This window comes from Pseudoduganella sp. GW821-FHT05F09, from assembly GCF_059419605.1.
In genome coordinates, this window is the sequence record NZ_JBWKSD010000001.1 from 823,481 (window position 1) to 841,662 (window position 18,182).

The following is an 18,182-nucleotide window of genomic DNA, read 5'->3' on the forward strand; positions in this document are numbered from 1 at the left end:
AAAAAGACGCGGGACCAAGCCCGCGTCAAACACCGCCGAGAGGGAGTCAAGGCGGGGACGGAAGATCTGTTCAGCGCTGTGCTTAGAACTTGTAGTTCGCTCCCAGCACGTAGGAACGGCCGGATTTGCCGTACAGCAGAGTGTCGTCGCGCCCGGTGTCCTTGCCGTAGCGCAGCGGCTCGTCGGTCAGGTTCTGCGCCTCGAACGACACGCGCAGCTGCGGCGTGACGTTGTAGGACATGGACAGGCCAACCTTGGTGGACGGATCGGCGAAGGAGTGGTCGCTGCCGTTGGCGTTGCGCAGCACGTCGCGGATGAAGCTCGAGCGGTGCGTGGCCGACACGCGCGCGCTGAACTTCTTGTCCTCGTAGTACACGGTCAGGTTGTAGGCGTTGGGCGACAGGCCGATGAAGTTGGCTTCCTCGGTCAGCTGCTCGTTGGCCGGCGTGCGCGGATTGTCCACCCGGGTGATGTAGGTGATGCGCGACTTGACCTTGGTGTAGTTGGCCAGCGCGCCGAAGTTGCTCCACGCGCCGGGCAGGAAGGTGAACGGCACCTGCCAGTTCACTTCCAGGCCGTCCAGCGGGCCGCCCTTGGTGTTGACCATGCGGCTCACGCTGACCTGCGTGTCCGGCTGGATCGCGCAGGCCGGCACGGCGCCGGTGATCGAGCAGCCGGTGGCGGTCAGGTAGGAGTTGGACAGGCCGGTCTCGGCATACGTCATCAGCTCATTGGTGCGCTGGATGAAGGTCTTGATGTTCTTGTGGAAGGCGCCCACCGAAATCATCGCGTTCTTCGCGTAGTACCACTCGGCCTGCAGGTCGAAGGTGTTGGCGCGGATCGGGTCCAGCGTCGGATTGCCGACCGTGACCGACTGGCCAGTCAGGTTGATCGAGGCCGACGGCGCCAGGTCCACGTACTCGGCGCGCGACAGGGTCTTGCCGGCCGAGAAGCGCACCAGCAGGTCTTTCGGTAGCGTGGCGGTGATGTTGAAGGCCGGCAGCCAGTCGCGGTAGCTGTGCTCGACCACGCGCGGCACCAGCTGGCCGGCCGGGTCCTTGATCAGCTGCATGGCGGTGGTGGTGGTGTCCGCGCCGCGCACGCCCAGGTTGCCGCGCAGCGGCAGGCCCCAGGCGTTGACCTTGAAGTCGCCCGACAGGTAGAGCGCGTTGATCTTCTCGTCCACCTGGCGCTTGACCTGGTTGGCCAGCACGTAGTCCGACAGCGGCACGGCGGCGCAGTGGCATTCGGTGTTGTAGACGGCCTGGAACTTATCCATGTCGACCGCCGCCCAGGACGACGGCACACCGCTGCCCAAGCCACTGCCGAAGCCGGAAATCTGGCGCGTCAGGCTGGCCAGCGTGGTGCCGGCGGGCAGGCCCAGGGTCGGAATGCCGCCGGACGCCACCTCGTAGTTGAACCAGCTGTTGCGTCGCGCGGACAGGCCGGTGCGGACGGTGAACTTGTCGTTCACCTCCCAGCTCAGGTTGGCCGTGTTGGTTTTCAGCTCGTTCGAGGTGCGCAGGTAGCGGCCAACGAAGTTGCCGTGCACGGTGCCGTTGGCCTCCTGCGGGCCGAAGGAGAAGTTGTTCGGATTGGTGATGTCCATGCCGAAGCCCAGCGCCGGCACGCCGCCCTTGGAGAAGTCCCAGGTGAAGCCGTTCACATTGGGCGCGTCGATCTGCACCGTGGTGCGGTGAGGGTTGCTGAGCAGGGAGTTGGACACGCCGCTCATCAGGTCCAGCGTCACGCCTTCGGTCAGCTCGCGTTTGAACGACAGCACGCCTTGCTTGAACAGCGTGCTGTACTCGTCCACCAAGCCTTCGCTGCGGATGTCCACGCCGTTGAATTTTCCGTACACCCAGCTGCCCTTGTCGTCGAACTTGGCCTCCACGATGGAGGTCTGGCCCTTGCCGTTCTCGGTCATGTCGCGGCCGAAGGAGATGGCCTGGATGTAGTTGTCGTAGCGCTTGTTGTTGTAGCGCCCGCCCATCAGGTCCAGATTGAGCTCGGTGGCGCGGTCGGGGCGCCATTGCAGGGTGCCGGTCAGGCCGGTGCGGTCGTATTCGGTCTGCGAGCGGCGGTAGCGCGGAATGCGCGGATGGAAGGCGCCCGAGCTGCCGGGCGGAACCGCCACGGTGCCGCCGAAATCGTCCTTGCGGTTCATGATGTCGTTGTAGACGGCCAGGTTGCCCGAGCGCGGCACGCCGAAGCCGCAGTTCTGCGCGTCGATGCCCTTGAGCGCGTTGGTGGCCGGGTACTGCGTGGCTGCGCCTACCGGCGAGCAGAAGCCGCCGTTGACCGAACCGGCGATATTGTCCACCGATTCATAGCCTTCCTCGATGGCGCTGCGCTTGGCGTAGGCCACCGCCACCAGGGCGCCGACCTTGCCGATGGGGGTGTCCCAGCGATTCGAATACAGCGCGGTCAGGCGCGGCTGCGTCTTGCGGGAGACCGTGTTGTACAGGCCCTGGCCGCCTATGCTGGCGGTCTCGCCTTTGAAGTCGAAGGGGCGGGCGGTGCGCAGGTCCACCGTGGCGCCCAGCGAGCCTTCCTCCACGCCGGCCTCGGAGGTCTTGCGCACGGCCAGGCTGTTGAACAGCTCCGCCGCGAACACGCTGAAGTCGAAGGCGCGGCCGCGGTTGGTGCTGCCGTTGATGTCCGACGCGCCGGTGGCCGTGGTGCCTTCAATACCGTTGATGCGCACGCGGGTAAAGCCGGCGTTCAGGCCGCGCACGGTGATCTGCTTGCCTTCGCCGCCGTCGCCCTGCGCCACGGACACGCCGGGCACGCGCTGCATGGACTCGGCCAGGTTGGCATCCGGGAACTTGGAAATGTCCTCGGCCTTGATGACGTCGATAATGCCGTCCGAATTCTTCTTGATGTTCAGGGCGTTGTTCAGGCTCTCGCGGAAGCCGGTGACCACCACCGTGTTCTCCGCCGCCGCCTCCTTGGCGGCCTGCTGGGCCTGGGACTGGGCTTGGGCCTGGGTTGCTCCCACCAGGGCGATAACGCCGAGCGCTATTTGCCGCAGGCGGGCGTGGGGGATATGTGCCTTGGGGTGTGTTGCTACTGCCATGTTGTCTCCTCTTTTTTGTTATGGCTTAAATGCCGGCCCTGGCGGCCGGCGCGTGCGCCTCGACGGCGTAGACGTGGTTTGCGCCGTGCATATTCGACGCGAACACCAGCCACTTGCCGTCCGGCGTGAAGCGCAGATTCGGCTCGAGCCGGTAGTCGTGCGCGGACATGTCGACCAGCCGGGTCGACCGGAACTGCTCGATCGTGACCAGCTTGTCGTTGTAGGAATCCAGCTCGGCGTCGACGATGGTTTCCGCTTGCAGCAGCGAGATCCATTTGCCGTCCGGGGCGTGGGCCACCATGTCGAAGTCTCCGCCGTCGCTGGCGAAGGTCCGGTTGTCCGGGGCGATGTTGAAGTGCACGCCCCAGTCGTTCTGTTCCACGCGCTTCCATACGCGCTTGCCGGTGGCCAGTTCCAGTCCCGCCACCCAGAACACCTGGCCGCGCGGCGTCTGCAGGTCGTACCACAGCCACTTGCCGTCCTGGCTGAAGAATTCGTGGCCCCAGATTTCCATATTCATGGTGCGGGTGTGGACGCTGCGCAGGCCGCTGCCGTCGGCCTGTATCAGCTTGATGCGGTCCACGCGGTGCCAGGGGCCTTCCATGCAGAAGCGGATCAGCTTCGGGTCGGTTGGCGAAAACTGGGCGTGGCCTATCCAGTCCTCGGTGGTGTACAGCACCGTGCGCTGGCCGGTCTTGATGTCGAGCGTGAACAGCTCGGCGGGCACGCGCGAAGCCCAGCGCTCCAGCATGCGCACGCCCTTGGCCTTGGCGAAGTTGAGCGGCTTGCCGTCCGGGCCGAGGGCCGCGTATTCGGCCTTGCCGAACTTTTCGACGCTGGCGGCGTCCTTGGGCTGCAGCGGCTTGGCGCCGTAGGTGACGGAGCCCAGCAGCAGCGTGTCGTCCGCATTGGCGCCGCTGATGCCGCCGGACGCGATGCGGGCCAGCTTGCGCACTTTCCTGGTGTCGACGTGGATGGCGTAGATGGTCTTGGGCCGCTCCGCCGCCTCGCCGTCGCCCGCGTCGGTGACGGAGTAGACCGCCTCGCGCGTGGTGCGCAGCATGAACAGGAGTTCGTTCTCCTTGCCCTTGACCAGCAGCGTGGTGCTCCAGTCCTTCAGGCGCACGGCGGCAATGCCGGAAGGGGACTTGAGCACCATCACGTCGCCTTCGGGCGTGTAGGCCTGGCGGTAGAAGTAAAGCACCCCCGAGCCTTCGTCGTCCGAAATGCGCAGGATGCGGCGGCCGGTTTTCGGGTCCGTCCATTGCTTGGGCGCGGGGGCCTGCTGAACGGCCGGTGCGTCCGGCGCAGGCTGGCGCGCCTGCGTCTGCGTATTTGCCTGCGTCTGTGCCTGCGTCTGTGCCTGTGCTCGGCCCGGGCCGGACGCCATTGCCAGCGGCAGCAGGGCGGATGCGCCCCACAGGCCTTTCAATACGGTGCGGCGGCGTGCTTGCGTCATTGCGGGCTCCTTGCAGGCTGCTTGAGCGCCGCCGGATCGTAGGCCAGGGCGCGGGTGGCGCGCATTTCCTGTTCGCGGCGGGCTTTTTCCGCCTCGCCGATCACGGTGCGGGGAAGGACGGGCTGCGGCGTAGTGGCCAGGATGGTGGCTTCATCGTCGCGCGCGATAGCCGGTTCAGGCAGCGCCTGCACCGGGCCGTTCAGGTCCATTACTTCCAGTCCTGCCAGCAGATAGGCGCCGGTGGCGTAAGGGCCGACATCGTCCGCGCTGGTTGGCACCGGGCGGTCGCCGGTCTTCTGCGCAGCGCCTATCAGGCCGCTGGGCAGCACATGGCGGTTGAGCGCAGCCCAGCCATTGAGCACCGCCGGCTGGTAGGCCTGCCGGTCCAGCAGGCCGTGGTTGACGCCCCAGGCCAGCGCGTACACGAAGAAGGCCGAGCCCGAAGTCTCCGCCTCGGGGAAGCTCTTCGGATCGTTCAGGTCACTGCGCCACAGGCCATCCGCCTGCTGCAGTTCCACCACGCGGCTGGCCATCTTGCGGAAGATGCCGGTATAGAAATCGCGTCCCTTGAAACCGGCAGGCATGGATTCCAGCGTGCGCGCCAGGCCGCCCATCACCCAGCCGTTGCCGCGCGCCCAGTACACCGGCTTGCCGCCCGCGCCCTTGTGGTCCGCGTCCTTGAAGCGCTCGTCGCGCAGGAACAGGCGGTCCTGCTCCACCCACAGGCGGGCGGCGGTGCGGCGCCATTCCTTGTCCATGGCGCGCAGATACTTAGGGTCGCCGGTCAGGGCCGACTGGCGCGCCAGCACGGGCGGGGCCATGTACAGCGCGTCGCACCACCACCAGATCAGGGCTGCGGTTTCCTGCGCGCGGCCGAGATGGGGCGTCATGAAGTCGAGGCGCTGCTGCAGCGGCATCAGCACGCCCTGCTGGCGGCGGCGCGCATACAGCTCCTGGTACAAATCGCCGACTGCCAGCTCGTCGGCGTTGAGCAGCGCGCGGTCGGCGCGCGCGCCTCGGAAGGCGTAGTTGTAGTGTTCCGCAGTGGCGGTAAGGAAGCGCAGCGTGTTCTTGTCCTCCGAAACGCGCGCCAGCCGCGCGGCGCCCACATAGAAGGTAGCAGCCACCCAGTTGGAGGAAATCTCGGACAGGTTGGAGCCGGTGGACAGCTGGATAGGGCGGCGGCTCATGTCCGCGATCTGCGCGGCAGCCACGTATTCCAGCACCGGCAGCACGGCTGCGCGCGCGGGCAGCTGGTCCGGGGCGAAGGCGGTGTTGGGCTGTGGCGGCGCGCTGAGCCAGTGCGTTTCCACGCCCGCCACCTCGGCGGTAATGGGCGCAAAGCCGGTGATGCTGTCCGCGTTTTCCAGCGCGATGGGCACGCCGTTGCGGCTGACGATGCGGCTGCGCGCAAACTGGATATTGCGCGCATGGCGGATGGCGCCCAGCGCGTCCGCTTCCAGGTCCACGTCCTCGATGCGGATATTGTTCAGTGGCGCGTCGGCATAGCCTTCCAGCTCGAGCGCCGTTTTCAGGCCCTTGGCTGTAACGCGGCTGATGCGGATGTCGCGCACCTGCGGCAGGCCCTGGGCGCGCGGGACCTGGGCCGTCAGCGTGTTCCAGTAGGCCGGGTAGTCCTTGATATTCTCAGGAATTTTGGCGTAGCTATAGGCCGGGAACCAGTTCAGGTTGATGCGGATGCCGGTTTCGGCCTGCTGCACGTCGATGTCATGGATATCGATGTCCGAAGCGCCGCCGCCGCGCGTGGCGGCCGACTTGAACAGGATGCCGTAGCGTACCGGCCCCACCACCTTCAGTCCGTAGACGCGCACCTTGCGGATGCCGCCCGAGGTCTCCGAGCCGAAGGTCACGCCCGCATAGGCCGAACGCACGGTCGAATTGCGGATGACGATATTTTCGGTAGGGCGGTTCACGCGCAGGCCGTCCGCATCGCGCCCGGCCTTCAGGCACAAGGCGTCGTCATTGGCGTCGATGTCGGTGTTCTCCACCAGCACGGTGTGGGAGGAGTCGATATCCACGCCGTCCGTCGAAGGACCTTTGCCGTCGAGGTTGTTGCGCACCGTGATGCCGGAGACTTTCACATCGTGCGAATAGACCACCTGCACGGTCCAGAAGCCCGAGCGCTCCAGCTGCAGCGGCGCACCCTGCGGGCCGTTGCCCAGTTCGATGCGGCTGGAATTGTAGACCTGGATCAGGCGCGGGCGCTGCGCGTCGTAGTCGGCGGCCCAGCGAAGGCCGCGCGCTTCGTAGTCGTAGCGGATGGCCTGGAAGCGGTCCCAGAAGACCTTGCCGTTGCCGTCCACCGTGCCTTCGCCATACACTTTCACGTCCTTCTGCTCGTAGATATTGAGCAGCGCCGCCGGCCAGGACAGCTCCACGCCGGCGATGCGGGTCGGCATCACCGGATAGGCCTTGATATCCTGCGCGCCCACCAGCTTCACGCCCTTGTCGATGCGCAGCGCCATGCCGGACTTCAGGAACAGCGAGCCGGTGAGATACACGCCAGGCTGCAGCACCAGCGTGCCCTTGCGCGCCGCCGTCGCGTCGATGGCGTTTTGCAGCGCCGCCGTGTCGTTGCTCACGCCGTCGCCCTTGGCGCCATAGGTTTCCGCGCGCACCACCACGCCGCTCAGGCCTTGCGGCGCAGCGATGGCGATCTCCTTGGCAGCCATCTCGGCGTGGACGTCCAGCGCCTTCTGCGGCGCGGCGTTGTACCAGGAATAGCCGTTGCGGCGCCCCTTGGAGATGTTGTTGACATCGTCCTGGATGGACTTGTCCCAGTCGCCGAAGATAGGCTTGCCGGTCCGGATATCATAGTTGCGCGACCAGATCGGGCCTGCGCCCGGTTTGTCCACCAGCTTGCGGCCTTCCTCGTCGCTCACCTTGGTGAAGGCTTTGCCGTAGATGGCGTTCGCCTTGAGCCAGGCGATGCCCGCTTCCACCGAGGCCTTGATTTCCGGCGACGGATTGGGCTGGCGCATCAGGAACAGCAGCACTTCGCTGCTCTCCGCGCTGGCCAGCGAGCGCATCTCGTAGTTGCGCGCCGAAATGGGCTCCAGCGTGATGGCGTCCACCTGCTGCGGCCAGACGGTTTTTTTGCCGTCCACCACAACCTGCGCATCCAGTATGGGCTTGATGGCGCGGGCGCTGGCGGCGCCGGCTTGCTGGCGCAGGTCCTGGGCCACGAACGCGAAGTCCGCATGGCCTTCGGCGATATCCTCCAGGATCATGGCCGCTTCGGCCACCGCGTTGTCATTGAAGGTGATGCCGTCGTGGAAGCCGCCTTCCAGCGGGTAGTTCTGCGGCCAGCCGCCGTTGGGATACTGCGCCATCAGCAGGTACTTGATGCCCTTGATGATGCTGGCGCGGTAGGCGTCGCCGTCCTTGCCGGGCAGGCGCGCCTGCACGCGGCCCAGGAAGCGCATCTCGCTGGTGGTGGCGCCGTTGTCCAGCGTGCCGACGAAGGTCCAGAAGCGGTCATGCGGCGCGTCGAAGCTGCCGGTATTGAGCGCCATGGTTTCGGCGTCGTTGGCGTAGCGCTGGCCGCGCAGGCGCGCAGGCTTGGTTCGGTCCTGGTTCTTGCTCCAGCCGCCGGACGGGGTCTGGAAGCTGGCGATATTGTCCGCAATGGCGCGCGCCTCGGGGGTGCCATACCACGCCGCGTCCTTATTCAGAGGCATCTTGCTGCTGCCGGCCAGCGGCGGGGGAGGCGCCGTTTCGCCGGGCCGGAGTTCGGCCGCCAGGGTGTCGCGGTCGTAGCGTTCCTGTTTCTGCGAGCGCGCAATATAGTCGGCCCAGACGGCGCGCTGCGCAGCCGGCAGCTCGGCCAGGCGCGCCGCCGTCACTTCCGGAGCGGGTGTGTTGGTGCCGACTACGGCGCTGAACGCCGGTGCGGCGAGCGCCAGGCACATGGCGCCGAGCGCGCCCGTCCTCATAGAAAATGTCATCCTGTCTCCCTCATCTTGTTTTGCCGGGAACGCTGCCCCGTTAAGAGATAAGACTAGCGAACGCGAAGTTTCCTCAACCAAAACAGCAAACACGCAAGAACTTGATTAATTGGCGCCCTGCGGCGTATAAATCTTCACTTTCCGGGGCGGCGTATGGTTGAATGGCCAGCCATGAATCGAAGATCAAGGCCAGCGACATGCGTGCTTTCCTGTTTTCCCGCCGCCGTCTCATGCTCACCGCCGCAGCCGCCGCGTCCGCGCTGGCGCTGCCTGCGGCCGGCCACGCCGCCGCCCGCCGCATAGGCCCGGCGGAGCGCATAGACCGCAAGGCGCTGGTCACGCGGCATAATCCGGTCCTGACAGCGGTTGACCGTTCGGCGCCTCTGATGCTGGGCAACGGGAATATCGGCTTCACGGCTGACATCACCGGCCTGCAGACCTTCACCGAGGCTTACAGCAAGATCGCGCCCCTGCTCACGGAGGCGCAGTGGGCCTGGCACAGCTTCCCGAATCCGCAGGGCCATACGGTGCGCGATACGCAGATCGAGATCCCCGTGCACGGCCACACGCGCCGCTACGGCTACATCAAGGACTGGGCCGAGGCCGCGAACAACCCCGCAGTGGCCTGGATACGCGAAAACCCGCACCGCTATTCGCTCGGCCGCCTGTCGCTGGACCTGCGCGCCAAAGACGGCTCGCCCGCGCGCTTTGCCGACATCCGGGACACGCGCCAGTCGCTGGACCTGTGGACCGGCACGCTGACCAGCCGCTTCACCTACGACGGCGAGGCCGTCACCGTCGTCACCCGCGTGCTGCCGGACCAGGACACCGTCATGGCCGAGGTAAGCTCCGCGCTGGTGGAGCAAGGGCGCCTGGGCGTGGCCGTGCGCTTCCCCGGCGTGTCCAAAAACCTCAATCCGGATCCGTCGGATTGGAGCAATCCCGCCGCCCACAGCACCAGCGAGCTGCCAGGCAAGGCCGGCGAGCTGCGCCTGCAGCGCAAGATGGACGCCACCACCTATTACGCAGCCATCGCCGCGCCGGGCGCAGTGATAGAGCGGACGGACGCCCATGCCTACCGCGCCGGCACGAAATCCCGCACCCTGACGGTGATGGCGCAGTTCTCGCCGCAGCCCGGCGCCGCCATGCCGGCGCCTGCTGCTGCGGCAGCGTCCGTGCAGCGGCATTGGCGGAACTATTGGACCAAGGGCGGCATGGTGGACTTTTCCGGTTCCACTGATCCGCGCGCCCCGGAGCTGGAGCGCCGCGTCATCCTGTCGCAATACCTGATGGCGGTGAATGCGGCGGGGAGCTTTGCGCCGCAGGAGGAGGGACTGTTTTCCAATAGCTGGAACGGCAAGTCGCATCTGGAAATGCACCCCTGGCACTCGGCGCACTTTGCGCTGTGGGGCCGTCCGGAGCTGCTTGAAAAAAGCCTGGGCTGGTACGTCGGCTTCCTGCCCAAGGCCAGGGCGCGCGCGGCGGAGCAGGGCCTGAAGGGCGCCTGGTGGCCAAAAATGATAGGTCCGGACGGCGCCGACAGCCCGTCCAAGGTCTCGCCCTTCATCATGTGGCAGCAGCCGCACCCGATCTATATGAGCGAGCTGCTGTACCGGGCCGGCGGCGGTGGCGGTGGGGCGGGCGTGCTCAAAGCCTACGGCGAACTGGTCGAGGAAACCGCCGCCTTGCTGGCTTCATACGCGCATCTGGATAAACAGAGCGGCAAGGTGCGCCTCGGTCCGCCCATCATTCCGGTGCAGGAAAACTTCGCGCCGCTGGGTACTTTCGATCCCGCCTTCGAGGTGGCGTACTTCCGCTGGGGGATAGAGACGGCGCAGGCCTGGCGCGAGCGCGCGGGCAAGGGCCGCCGCGCGGACTGGGACGCCGTGCTGGCAAACTGGCCGGAGCTGCCGCAGAAGGACGGCCTGTATCTGCCGGTGCGCTCCGAGCCGGACTTCTGGAGCAAGGCGGCGGGCGCCTGCAAATCGAACGCGCTGGAGGAGGACTGCCAGAACCGCGACCATCCGTCCTTCCTGATGCCGCTGGGCTGGCTGCCGGGGCGCGGGGTGGACAAAGCCGCCATGCGCCGCACGCTGGACCGCGTGAAGCGCGACTGGGACCTGCGCCAGACCTGGGGTTGGGACTATCCGATGATGGCCATGACCGCAGCGCGGCTGAACGCGCCGGAGGAGGCCCTGGCGTGGCTGTTCTTCGACGCGAAAAACAACCAGTTCGGCAGCAGCGGCATGACGCCGCGCGTGCATCTGGACGCGCACGCCGCCGCCTTCGTGCCCACCGCCACGGGCGCCGGTGCGGAAGCGGGAGCGCGGCCGGACGCCGGACCGGACGGCCCCGGCTACCAGCGCGCGGCGGAGACCTACTTCCCGTCCAACGGAGGCCTGCTGCTGGCCGTCGCGCTGATGGCGGGCGGCTGGGACGGCCACGCGGGTTCCGCGCCGGGCTTCCCTAAAACCGGCTGGAAAGTCCGGGCCGAAGGCATATTGCCGTCGCTATGACAGCGCCTCGCTGATCGTCTTGCCGTTGATTTTCACATTCTTCAGCACCACGTTCCGGGCGTTGTGCAGGAATACCGGCTGGCCGGCGTTGCGCGCCGTGCCGAAGTCGCAATCGGTGATGGAGATGTTCGTCACCGGCAGGATGGCCGTCCCCGCCGGCCCGTTGAAGCTGGACGCGACAGGGCCGAGTATCACCACGGCCTGGTAGCACGAGTAGTCGCCGTCCGCCATCCTGACCGTCCCGGCCCGCAGCCTGGAGATGTGCACGTCCGACACGCTGGGCGGCCGGGTGCGCACGCCGTCGTCCCCCGCCGCGTAGTTGCAGTCTATGGTGACGATGGCGCCGCCGCCGGTGGCCTGCTTGCCGCGCTTGTCGCGCGCGTCCACGCCATTGGGCAGCTGCACCTCGCGCACGTAGAGGTGGCGCAGGAAGCCGCCACGGTTCATATTCGTCTTCAGCCGGATTGCGCTGCCCAGCGGATCGGTGGCCCAGTGCGCGTTGCGGAATTCGATCTTCTGCGCGTACACATGCTCGATGCCTGCCGCCATCTCGCTGCCCAGCGTTACGCCGCCATGGCCGCTGTTCATGATGCAGTTCTGGATGACCACGTTGCGCGTCGGGCCGAACTGGGTGTCGAGGTTTTTGCCGGACTTGATGGCGATGCAGTCGTCGCCGGTGTTGAAGGTGCAGCCGTCCACCAGCACCGTGTCGCAGGACTCGGGATCGAAGCCGTCGTTGTTCGGGCCTATGCTCTCCATGTTCACCTTGCTGAAGCGGACATTGCGGCAGTCGACCGGGTGGTGCATCCAGAACGGCGAGGCGACGGCCTGGTAGCCCTCCATCACCACGTCGCTGCAGCCAATGAATTCGACCAGGCATGGCCGCAGATGGTGGCCGACGCCGAACACGCGCCGCGCCAGCGGCACTCCGGCCTCGGACAGCGCAGGCAGGTAGCGCGTATCGCCGTTCCAGCGCGGGTGCTCGCCCTGTATCAGCGCGCGTTCAGCAGGGCTCAGGCCCGGAGCCACCGCATCGAGCGGCAGGTTGAGCGGATTGACGGTGGCGGCGCTGACTTCGTCGCCCTTGCGGTCCACCCAGCCCCACCAGGAGCTGCCGCCGGATTCGAAGGGCACGCCGGCCTGGCCATTGAGCACGCTGGTCCAGTCGGCGCCGGTCAGGGCGATGTTGTTCTGTTTGTACGCATACACCAGCGGCGAATAATTGAGCACGTCGTTGCCCTGCCAGCGCGAGATCACCAGTTTGCCGCGCTCGCCGCAGTCGATGTCGCCGTATTTGGCGTAGTCGGCCGGGTTGGCGCTGAAGTAGACCTGCGCGCCCGAAGCCAGATGCACGTGCACATTGGAGCGCAGCACGATGGGGCCTTTGCAGTACCAGCTCCCCGCCGGGATCAGCACGCGGCCGCCGCCCGCCTTGTGGCAGGCCGCGATGGCGGCGGCGATGGCGGGATAGCAGTCGTGCGAGCCGGGCGCCGGCGTCTTCACTTCCCACTGCACCTTGCGCCAGGTGGAGGTGGCGGCCACAAGCTGGCAGGACTTGGCGCCGAATGCGGTGACCGGGAAGTCCTCCTTGCGGAAGCCGGGCGGCTGGCTGCAGCGGTCGATGATGTCCTGCGCGCGCTGCCAGGGATCCGCGCTGGACTGGGCTGCGGCGAAAGGAATCGAGGTTGCCGTTGCCGCCGCGAGGGCGCCGGCGCGGCTCAGAAAGGTGCGGCGGTGCGGGTTGCTTGCATGGTTCATGGTCAAGGTGGCCTTGTCTACTGGGTGCGGAAGGTGACCCCGGCCATGACGCGGCGGCCGGCGTAGTTGAAGTCGAGCAGGTTGGGCGTGCCGTCGGCAAAGGGGGCGAACTGCGCCTGGCTGTTGGACGTGGTGGCGTTGGCCAGGTTGCGTCCTTCGATGAAGAACTCGACGTTGGGCCGCCATCGGTAGGAAAGCTTGGCGTCCACGTAGCGTGTGCCGTCCTTGAAGTTCGGCGAGCCCGGGTTGTAGGGGAAGCCGGTGCGCACCGGCGCCGCGTTCGGATAGTTGTTCACGCCCGCAGCACCGCAAGAGGCGATGCAGTTGAAGTACGCCGCCACCGCCTGCACCGCCACGCGCGCGGCCAGCTTGCCGTCGTCGTACCAGAGCGCCCAGTTGTAGGTGTACCTGGACTCGCGCGCAGGCGGCAGCGGCGCGCCGGTCAGCAGGTCCACGATGTTCTCGGTGCTGGACCTGGAGCGCTGCTTGCTGTAGTTGGCGTCGATGCCGGTATGCCGCAGCAGCGAGGGCAGGAAGGTGAAGGCGGTCTTGGCGCCCAGCTCCAGGCCGGTGCGGCTGGAGGCCGCGCCGTTCATCCAGGTGGAGTAGTCGAACAGCGTGTCCGCGAAGGGGGCGCCTGCGCCGGCCGCCAGCGGCGCCTGCAGGGGAAGATGTGACACGCCCTGCGGCACCGCCGCGCCCACCTTGCCGCGCTGCCGGAACACGGCGGCGCTAAACATCGTGTCGCGGTTGGGATAGTACTCGAGCGAGAGGTTCTGGTTGACGTTCTGCTGCGCCCGCAGCAGCGGGTTGCCTATGGTGCCGGAGCACTTCTGGAACACTTCGTTCTCGTCTTCGCTGCGCTCGTCGAAGGTGCAGACGCCGGACGGCAGCAGGCGCGACACCGGCGGCCGCGCCACGGTGCGGGCCGCGCTGTAGCGTGCCACCAGCCGGTCCGGCATCAGCCACAAGGCCAGGTTAAGACTGGGCAGGATGTCGCTGGCCGTACCTTCCGTGCGGGTGGCCTGGGAAAACCGCGTGGTGACGATGCCGCCCGGCGCGTCGCGGTTGAGCGGGTCGTAGGCGCCGCTCTTGGTGATGGCGACGAAGGTCATCATGCCGGTGCCGTCAACGCGGGTGCGCACGTAGCGCACGCCCACGTTGCCGTCCAGTTCCAGGCCGAAGGGCAGGGCGCTGAAGTCGCCCATCAGATAGAACGCCGAGGCGCGCTCCTTGAGCTGCGCGTAGGGCTGGTCGTAGACCTTGCCGTCGCTTGCCTTGCAGCGCTTCACGCAATCGAAATTGGCGTTCGGGATGCCAGCCAGCGCAAACACTTTTTCCACGTTGATCTGGGTCCAGTTGTCCATCAGCCCTTGCGGACTGTCCTTGGCGCCGTGGAAGAAGCTGGTGGGCGTGGCCTTGAGTACCATGGTCTGCCGCAGCAGGTCCATGAACTGCGGCATGGTCATGACGTAGGAGCTGTCGAAGGCCTGGCGCGTGTTGTCCTTCATGATGAGGCCATACTGGCACTTGTTGCCGCCGGGCGCCAGGGAGCCTGGCGTGTCCTGGCAGCCGTACAGGGTGCTGCGCAAGGTGGGCGAGGGCAGCACCAGCGGCGCCACGTAGCCGGGCTGGCCGTACACGCCCACCGGATCGCGCAGGACGTAGCCGCCGTTGTTGATGGTCCAGCTCTTGCTGCCGGTATCTCGCAGATTGAAGCCGGACTTGATTCGCTTGAAGAAGGGGACGGTTTCCGGCACGGCGTAAGCCAGGTCCAGCTTGGCGGTGCGCTCGCCGCTCTCGCGGATCTGCGGCTCCCACGTCACGTTGGGCGACGAGGTCACCGCCTGCTGCTGCTCGACGGTATAAGCCGGCACCGCCTGCGTGTTGTAGGGGCCGGGCAGGATGGCCGCGCTGGCGCCGTTCGGGAACAGCCTGGCGTAGCGCTCGAAACTTTGTTCCTTGATCGGGTCTGTCTCGGGAAAGGTGTAGCCCCACAAGCCGTTCGACAGCAGCCTGGCGGTGGCCGGTCCGTAGTAGTCGGTGAAGGAAAGCCGCTTGGCGCCGCGCTGGAAGTCGGAGCCCGCGTCGCCCACGAAGAAGTCGGCGGACAGGCCGCCGCGCTTGAAGCTGCCGCCCAGCTGCAGGTATGTCGCGGTGGTGAGGCCAATGTCGTGCAGCTGGTCGGTCCGCGCGGCGCCGCCCTGAAAGGTGTACTGCGTGAGGTGGTGGGCTGCGTCCACCGCCACCGATCCCGGCACCGTGTTCGGCACGCCGTTGACGATGGCCAGGTTGCCCAGGCTGTAGGCCAGCACGTTGATGTCGTTGTGGCGCTTGTTGTAGCTGCCCTTGGCGTAGACGGTCAACTCGTCGCTGACCTTGAAGTCGGCGCGCAGGTCGAGGTTTTTGCGGCGGTCGATTTCGCGCCTGACCAGATAGCGCGGTGCGGACGGGGTGTAGTCGTTCCATTGGTTCAGGCAGGTGGCCAGCTCGTTGCCGCGCTGGGTCTGCGCCCCAAGGCGGGCCGCAGGCGAGATGGCGTTCAGCTGGGCTGCGCCCAGGGCCGGGAAGGCGGCGGCGCAGTCCTCCTTGGTCCGCGCGGCGGCCGAACGCGTGACGATGTCCAGCGGGCTGCCCGAGTTGAAAAAGCCGCCGCCGGACAGCGGCGATTGCAGCAGGGGCGTGCTTGCGGCCAGGTCCGCCTTGTTGACGGTGCCGGGCTGGAAACTGAAGGTCTTGTCCGGCGAATTGTCGAAGTCGTACAGACGGAAATAGCCCTGGTTGCCGTTGCCTGCGGTTTGCGCAGAGTGGCCTTCGTTGACCAGCGTGGTGCTGGAGGCGTTGAGCAGCAGGCCGAGGCGGCCGTCCAGGTATTTGTCCGACAGGATGACGTTGGCGTCCGGCTGCCACTGCCTGTTCAGCGAGTGCTGGGTCGCGCCCAGCCGCAGCGAGGCGTAGGGCTTCTTGAAGTCCAGGCCGGTGCGCGTCTTGATGATGATGCTGCCGCCCAGCGAGCCTTCCACCATGTCGGCGGTGGAGCCTTTGACCACGTCCACGCTCTTGATCAGGTCCGCCGAAAGCTGGCGGAACTCGACGGCGCGGCCGTCGCCGCCGCCGTTCATGTCGGAGCCGCCGGCCGATTGCACGGCTTGCCCGTCCAGCTCCACGCGGGTCAGCTCAGGCCCGTTGCCGCGCACCGCCACGCTCACGCCTTCGCCAAAGTCGCCCCGGTCCAGCGCGATGCCGGCCATGCGCGAGATGGCCTCGCCGATGTTGCGGTCCGGGAGCGAGCCCACGTCCTCGGCGACGATGGAGTCCGTTGCGGTGGCGGCGTTTTTCTTGCGCTCTATACCCGACTGCTGCGACGCGCGCGTGCCCACCACCAGCACCGGCGGCAGTTCGGGCAGTTCGGGCAGCGCGGGCGGTGCGCCGCATGCCGCCGCCGCATCGCCGGGCTCGGACGGCGTGCGCTTCAGTATCACCACGGTGCCGCTGGCGCCAACCCGGCCCGCAAGTTCTGTGCATGCCAGCAGCCGGCTAACCGCCTCGGAGGTGGCCAGCGTTCCCGCCAGCGCATTGGTGGCGACGCCGTCCAGAATGTCTGCCGACACCAGGATGTTGATGCCGGCCTGGCGCGCAAACTCCGGAATGGTGTCCGTCGCGGGGCCGGCCGGAATATTGTATGGCCGCGCAGCTTCCTGCGCCGCCGCCGGTCCTGTATGCGCCAGCGCCAGCGCGCCCACGGCGACGATGCCTACTTGCGCAGCAATTGCACGCATCTACTGGCGGCCAATGAAAATCGCGTCCGCAGTAATGGTCACCGGCACCGCCAGCACCGTGCTCACATCGTTGGCGAACAGCTCCGGCTCGTCCAGTTTGTACTGCCCGAACAGGCGTTTGCCGCCCAGCGCCGCGTCGGCGATGACGATAGGCTTGGCGCTGTAGCGGTTGAAGTCGGCGACGGCGTCGCTCAGGGTCTGGTTCTTCAGCACCAGCTTGCCCTCCCGCCAGGCCAGCTTGCGGCTCACTTCAGCAGGCTGGCGGCTGACGGCAATCGGGCTGGCGCCGGATGCCAGGAAGGCCCGTTCACCCACCGTAAGCTGGCGCCGTTCCGCCGCGCGGCCTTCACTCCAGACCTCCACCGTGCCCTCGGTCACCAGCACTTCCGTCCCTTGCTCGAAGCGCCGCACAGAAAACGCGGTGCCCACCGCGCGGATGCGGGCATCGCCCGATGCAACGATGAAGGGCTTGGACTTGTCCTTGGCCACCTCGAACCAGGCTTCGCCCTGTTGCAGCTCGATCTTGCGCTGCTGCTGCGTGAACTCCACCGCGATCCGGCTTCCGCTGTTGATGGTGGCGATGGACTTGTCCTGCAGCGGCACCTTGCGGAATTCGCCCTTGGCCGTGGCCAGCACCGTGTCATCGTGGACGGCTGAAAAGCGCATCACGCCCACTGTCGCGGCCACGCAGGCCGCCATCGCCGCCGCCATCCAGCCGCGCCGGGACGCCAGGGGCCGGCTCAGGGTCCGCCTGGCCGCCCGGGCGGATTCCGGCGCAAGCGCTTGCGGCGCCGTCGCGAGATCGATCGCGTTGTAAATTGCCATGGCGCGCACATACGCGCCCTGGTGCCGCGTGTCGGCCGCATACCAGGCGTCGAACCGGGCGCTTTCCTCTTCGCTAAGGCCGCGCGCGAATTTGCGCGTCACCCATTCGAAGGCTTCGTTGTCAATCGTTGGCATTGATTCTCTTGGCCGGGCGCTTGCCCGGGATGAAATTGCTGGCGCCTGCACTCTGCGGCATACCCGGCTGCATACCGTACTGCGCGATCATTTCCGACATCAGCCGCATGCCCTTCATCATTTCGTGTTCCACCACGCCGCCGGTCAGGCCCAGCGTTTCGGCGGTCTCCTGCTGCGACAGGCCATGTATTCGACGCGCCCGGAACACGCTTTTGCAGCGGTCGGGCAGATTGGCCACCAGTCCTATCACCCATTCCAGCTCGGAGCGCGCGAACACCACGCGCTCGGGCGAGGGTGCCGTGTCGGCAATGTCCAGCTCTTCCAGGTTGGCCAGGGCTTCGATGTGGACCACGTTGTCGCGCTTGATGCGGTCAAGGACGATGTTTTTCGCGGCGCGGAACACAAATGGCTTGGGATCGCGCACGTGGTCCAGGCTGGGCATGGACAGGATGCGGTAGCAGGTCTCCTGCACCACGTCATCCACCTCCGCCGGGCCGATGCAGACGCGGCGCAGCATGCGGCGCAGTTCCGCCTCGTGCGGCAGAAAATGTATTGTCAGCCAGTCAACCACTTCAGTGTGCATAAGCCCGTCCCCTTCGTGCTTCCCCCGGATTTGCTTGCGCTTCCGTTTGCGCTTTCATTTGACCACTATCATGCCCGTTT

8 protein-coding genes are annotated in these 18,182 nt (G+C 66.7%); 1 reads left to right on the plus strand and 7 read right to left on the minus strand.

Annotated features, from left to right (window positions below; all coding sequences use genetic code 11):
• Positions 1–82: 82 nt before the first annotated feature.
• The 3 genes from AC07S4_RS03520 to pelA are packed head-to-tail and all read right to left on the minus strand — an operon-like array spanning position 83 to position 8,506.
• A complete protein-coding gene (locus tag AC07S4_RS03520; RefSeq protein ID WP_494985266.1) occupies positions 83–3,079 on the minus strand; it encodes a TonB-dependent receptor in 2,997 nt (998 codons plus the stop codon).
• Positions 3,080–3,104: 25 nt separating this feature from the next.
• Positions 3,105–4,538, minus strand: a complete 1,434-nt coding sequence (locus AC07S4_RS03525; protein WP_494985267.1) for an oligogalacturonate lyase family protein — start codon at positions 4,536–4,538, stop codon at positions 3,105–3,107.
• Positions 4,535–8,506 (minus strand): pectate lyase, encoded by a 3,972-nt coding sequence (pelA, locus tag AC07S4_RS03530; RefSeq protein ID WP_494985268.1) that lies wholly within the window; start codon positions 8,504–8,506, stop codon positions 4,535–4,537. The genes AC07S4_RS03525 and pelA overlap by 4 nt, the downstream gene beginning before the upstream one ends.
• Before the next feature lie 161 nt (positions 8,507–8,667).
• On the opposite strand from pelA, the gene AC07S4_RS03535 reads away from it, so the two are divergent.
• On the plus strand, positions 8,668–11,022 hold the full coding sequence (locus AC07S4_RS03535; protein WP_494985269.1) for a hypothetical protein: 2,355 nt from the start codon (positions 8,668–8,670) through the stop codon (positions 11,020–11,022).
• On the opposite strand, the gene AC07S4_RS03540 is transcribed toward AC07S4_RS03535, so the two are convergent.
• The 4 genes from AC07S4_RS03540 to AC07S4_RS03555 are packed head-to-tail and all read right to left on the minus strand — an operon-like array spanning position 11,017 to position 18,102.
• The gene (locus AC07S4_RS03540) at positions 11,017–12,780 is read right to left on the minus strand and encodes a glycoside hydrolase family 28 protein (RefSeq protein WP_494985270.1); all 1,764 of its coding nucleotides are present in this window, start codon (positions 12,778–12,780) and stop codon (positions 11,017–11,019) included. The genes AC07S4_RS03535 and AC07S4_RS03540 overlap by 6 nt on opposite strands.
• A 17-nt stretch (positions 12,781–12,797) precedes the next feature.
• A complete protein-coding gene (locus AC07S4_RS03545) occupies positions 12,798–16,559 on the minus strand; it encodes a TonB-dependent receptor (RefSeq protein ID WP_494985271.1) in 3,762 nt (1,253 codons plus the stop codon).
• Positions 16,560–17,519 (minus strand): FecR family protein, encoded by a 960-nt coding sequence (locus AC07S4_RS03550; protein WP_494985272.1) that lies wholly within the window; start codon positions 17,517–17,519, stop codon positions 16,560–16,562.
• Positions 17,506–18,102, minus strand: a complete 597-nt coding sequence (locus tag AC07S4_RS03555) for an RNA polymerase sigma factor (RefSeq protein ID WP_494985273.1) — start codon at positions 18,100–18,102, stop codon at positions 17,506–17,508. The genes AC07S4_RS03550 and AC07S4_RS03555 overlap by 14 nt, the downstream gene beginning before the upstream one ends.
• Positions 18,103–18,182 lie beyond the last annotated feature (80 nt).

What these genes read in the sequence shown, in the direction of transcription:
- pelA (WP_494985268.1), bottom strand. Translation starts at nt 8,506, where the DNA reads ATGACATTTTCTATGAGGACGGGCGCGCTCGGCGCCATGTGCCTGGCG.
- AC07S4_RS03525 (WP_494985267.1), bottom strand. Translation starts at nt 4,538, where the DNA reads ATGACGCAAGCACGCCGCCGCACCGTATTGAAAGGCCTGTGGGGCGCA.
- AC07S4_RS03520 (WP_494985266.1), bottom strand. Translation starts at nt 3,079, where the DNA reads ATGGCAGTAGCAACACACCCCAAGGCACATATCCCCCACGCCCGCCTG.
- AC07S4_RS03535 (WP_494985269.1), top strand. Translation starts at nt 8,668, where the DNA reads ATGGCCAGCCATGAATCGAAGATCAAGGCCAGCGACATGCGTGCTTTC.
- AC07S4_RS03555 (WP_494985273.1), bottom strand. Translation starts at nt 18,102, where the DNA reads ATGCACACTGAAGTGGTTGACTGGCTGACAATACATTTTCTGCCGCAC.
- AC07S4_RS03550 (WP_494985272.1), bottom strand. Translation starts at nt 17,519, where the DNA reads ATGCCAACGATTGACAACGAAGCCTTCGAATGGGTGACGCGCAAATTC.
- AC07S4_RS03545 (WP_494985271.1), bottom strand. Translation starts at nt 16,559, where the DNA reads ATGCGTGCAATTGCTGCGCAAGTAGGCATCGTCGCCGTGGGCGCGCTG.
- AC07S4_RS03540 (WP_494985270.1), bottom strand. Translation starts at nt 12,780, where the DNA reads ATGAACCATGCAAGCAACCCGCACCGCCGCACCTTTCTGAGCCGCGCC.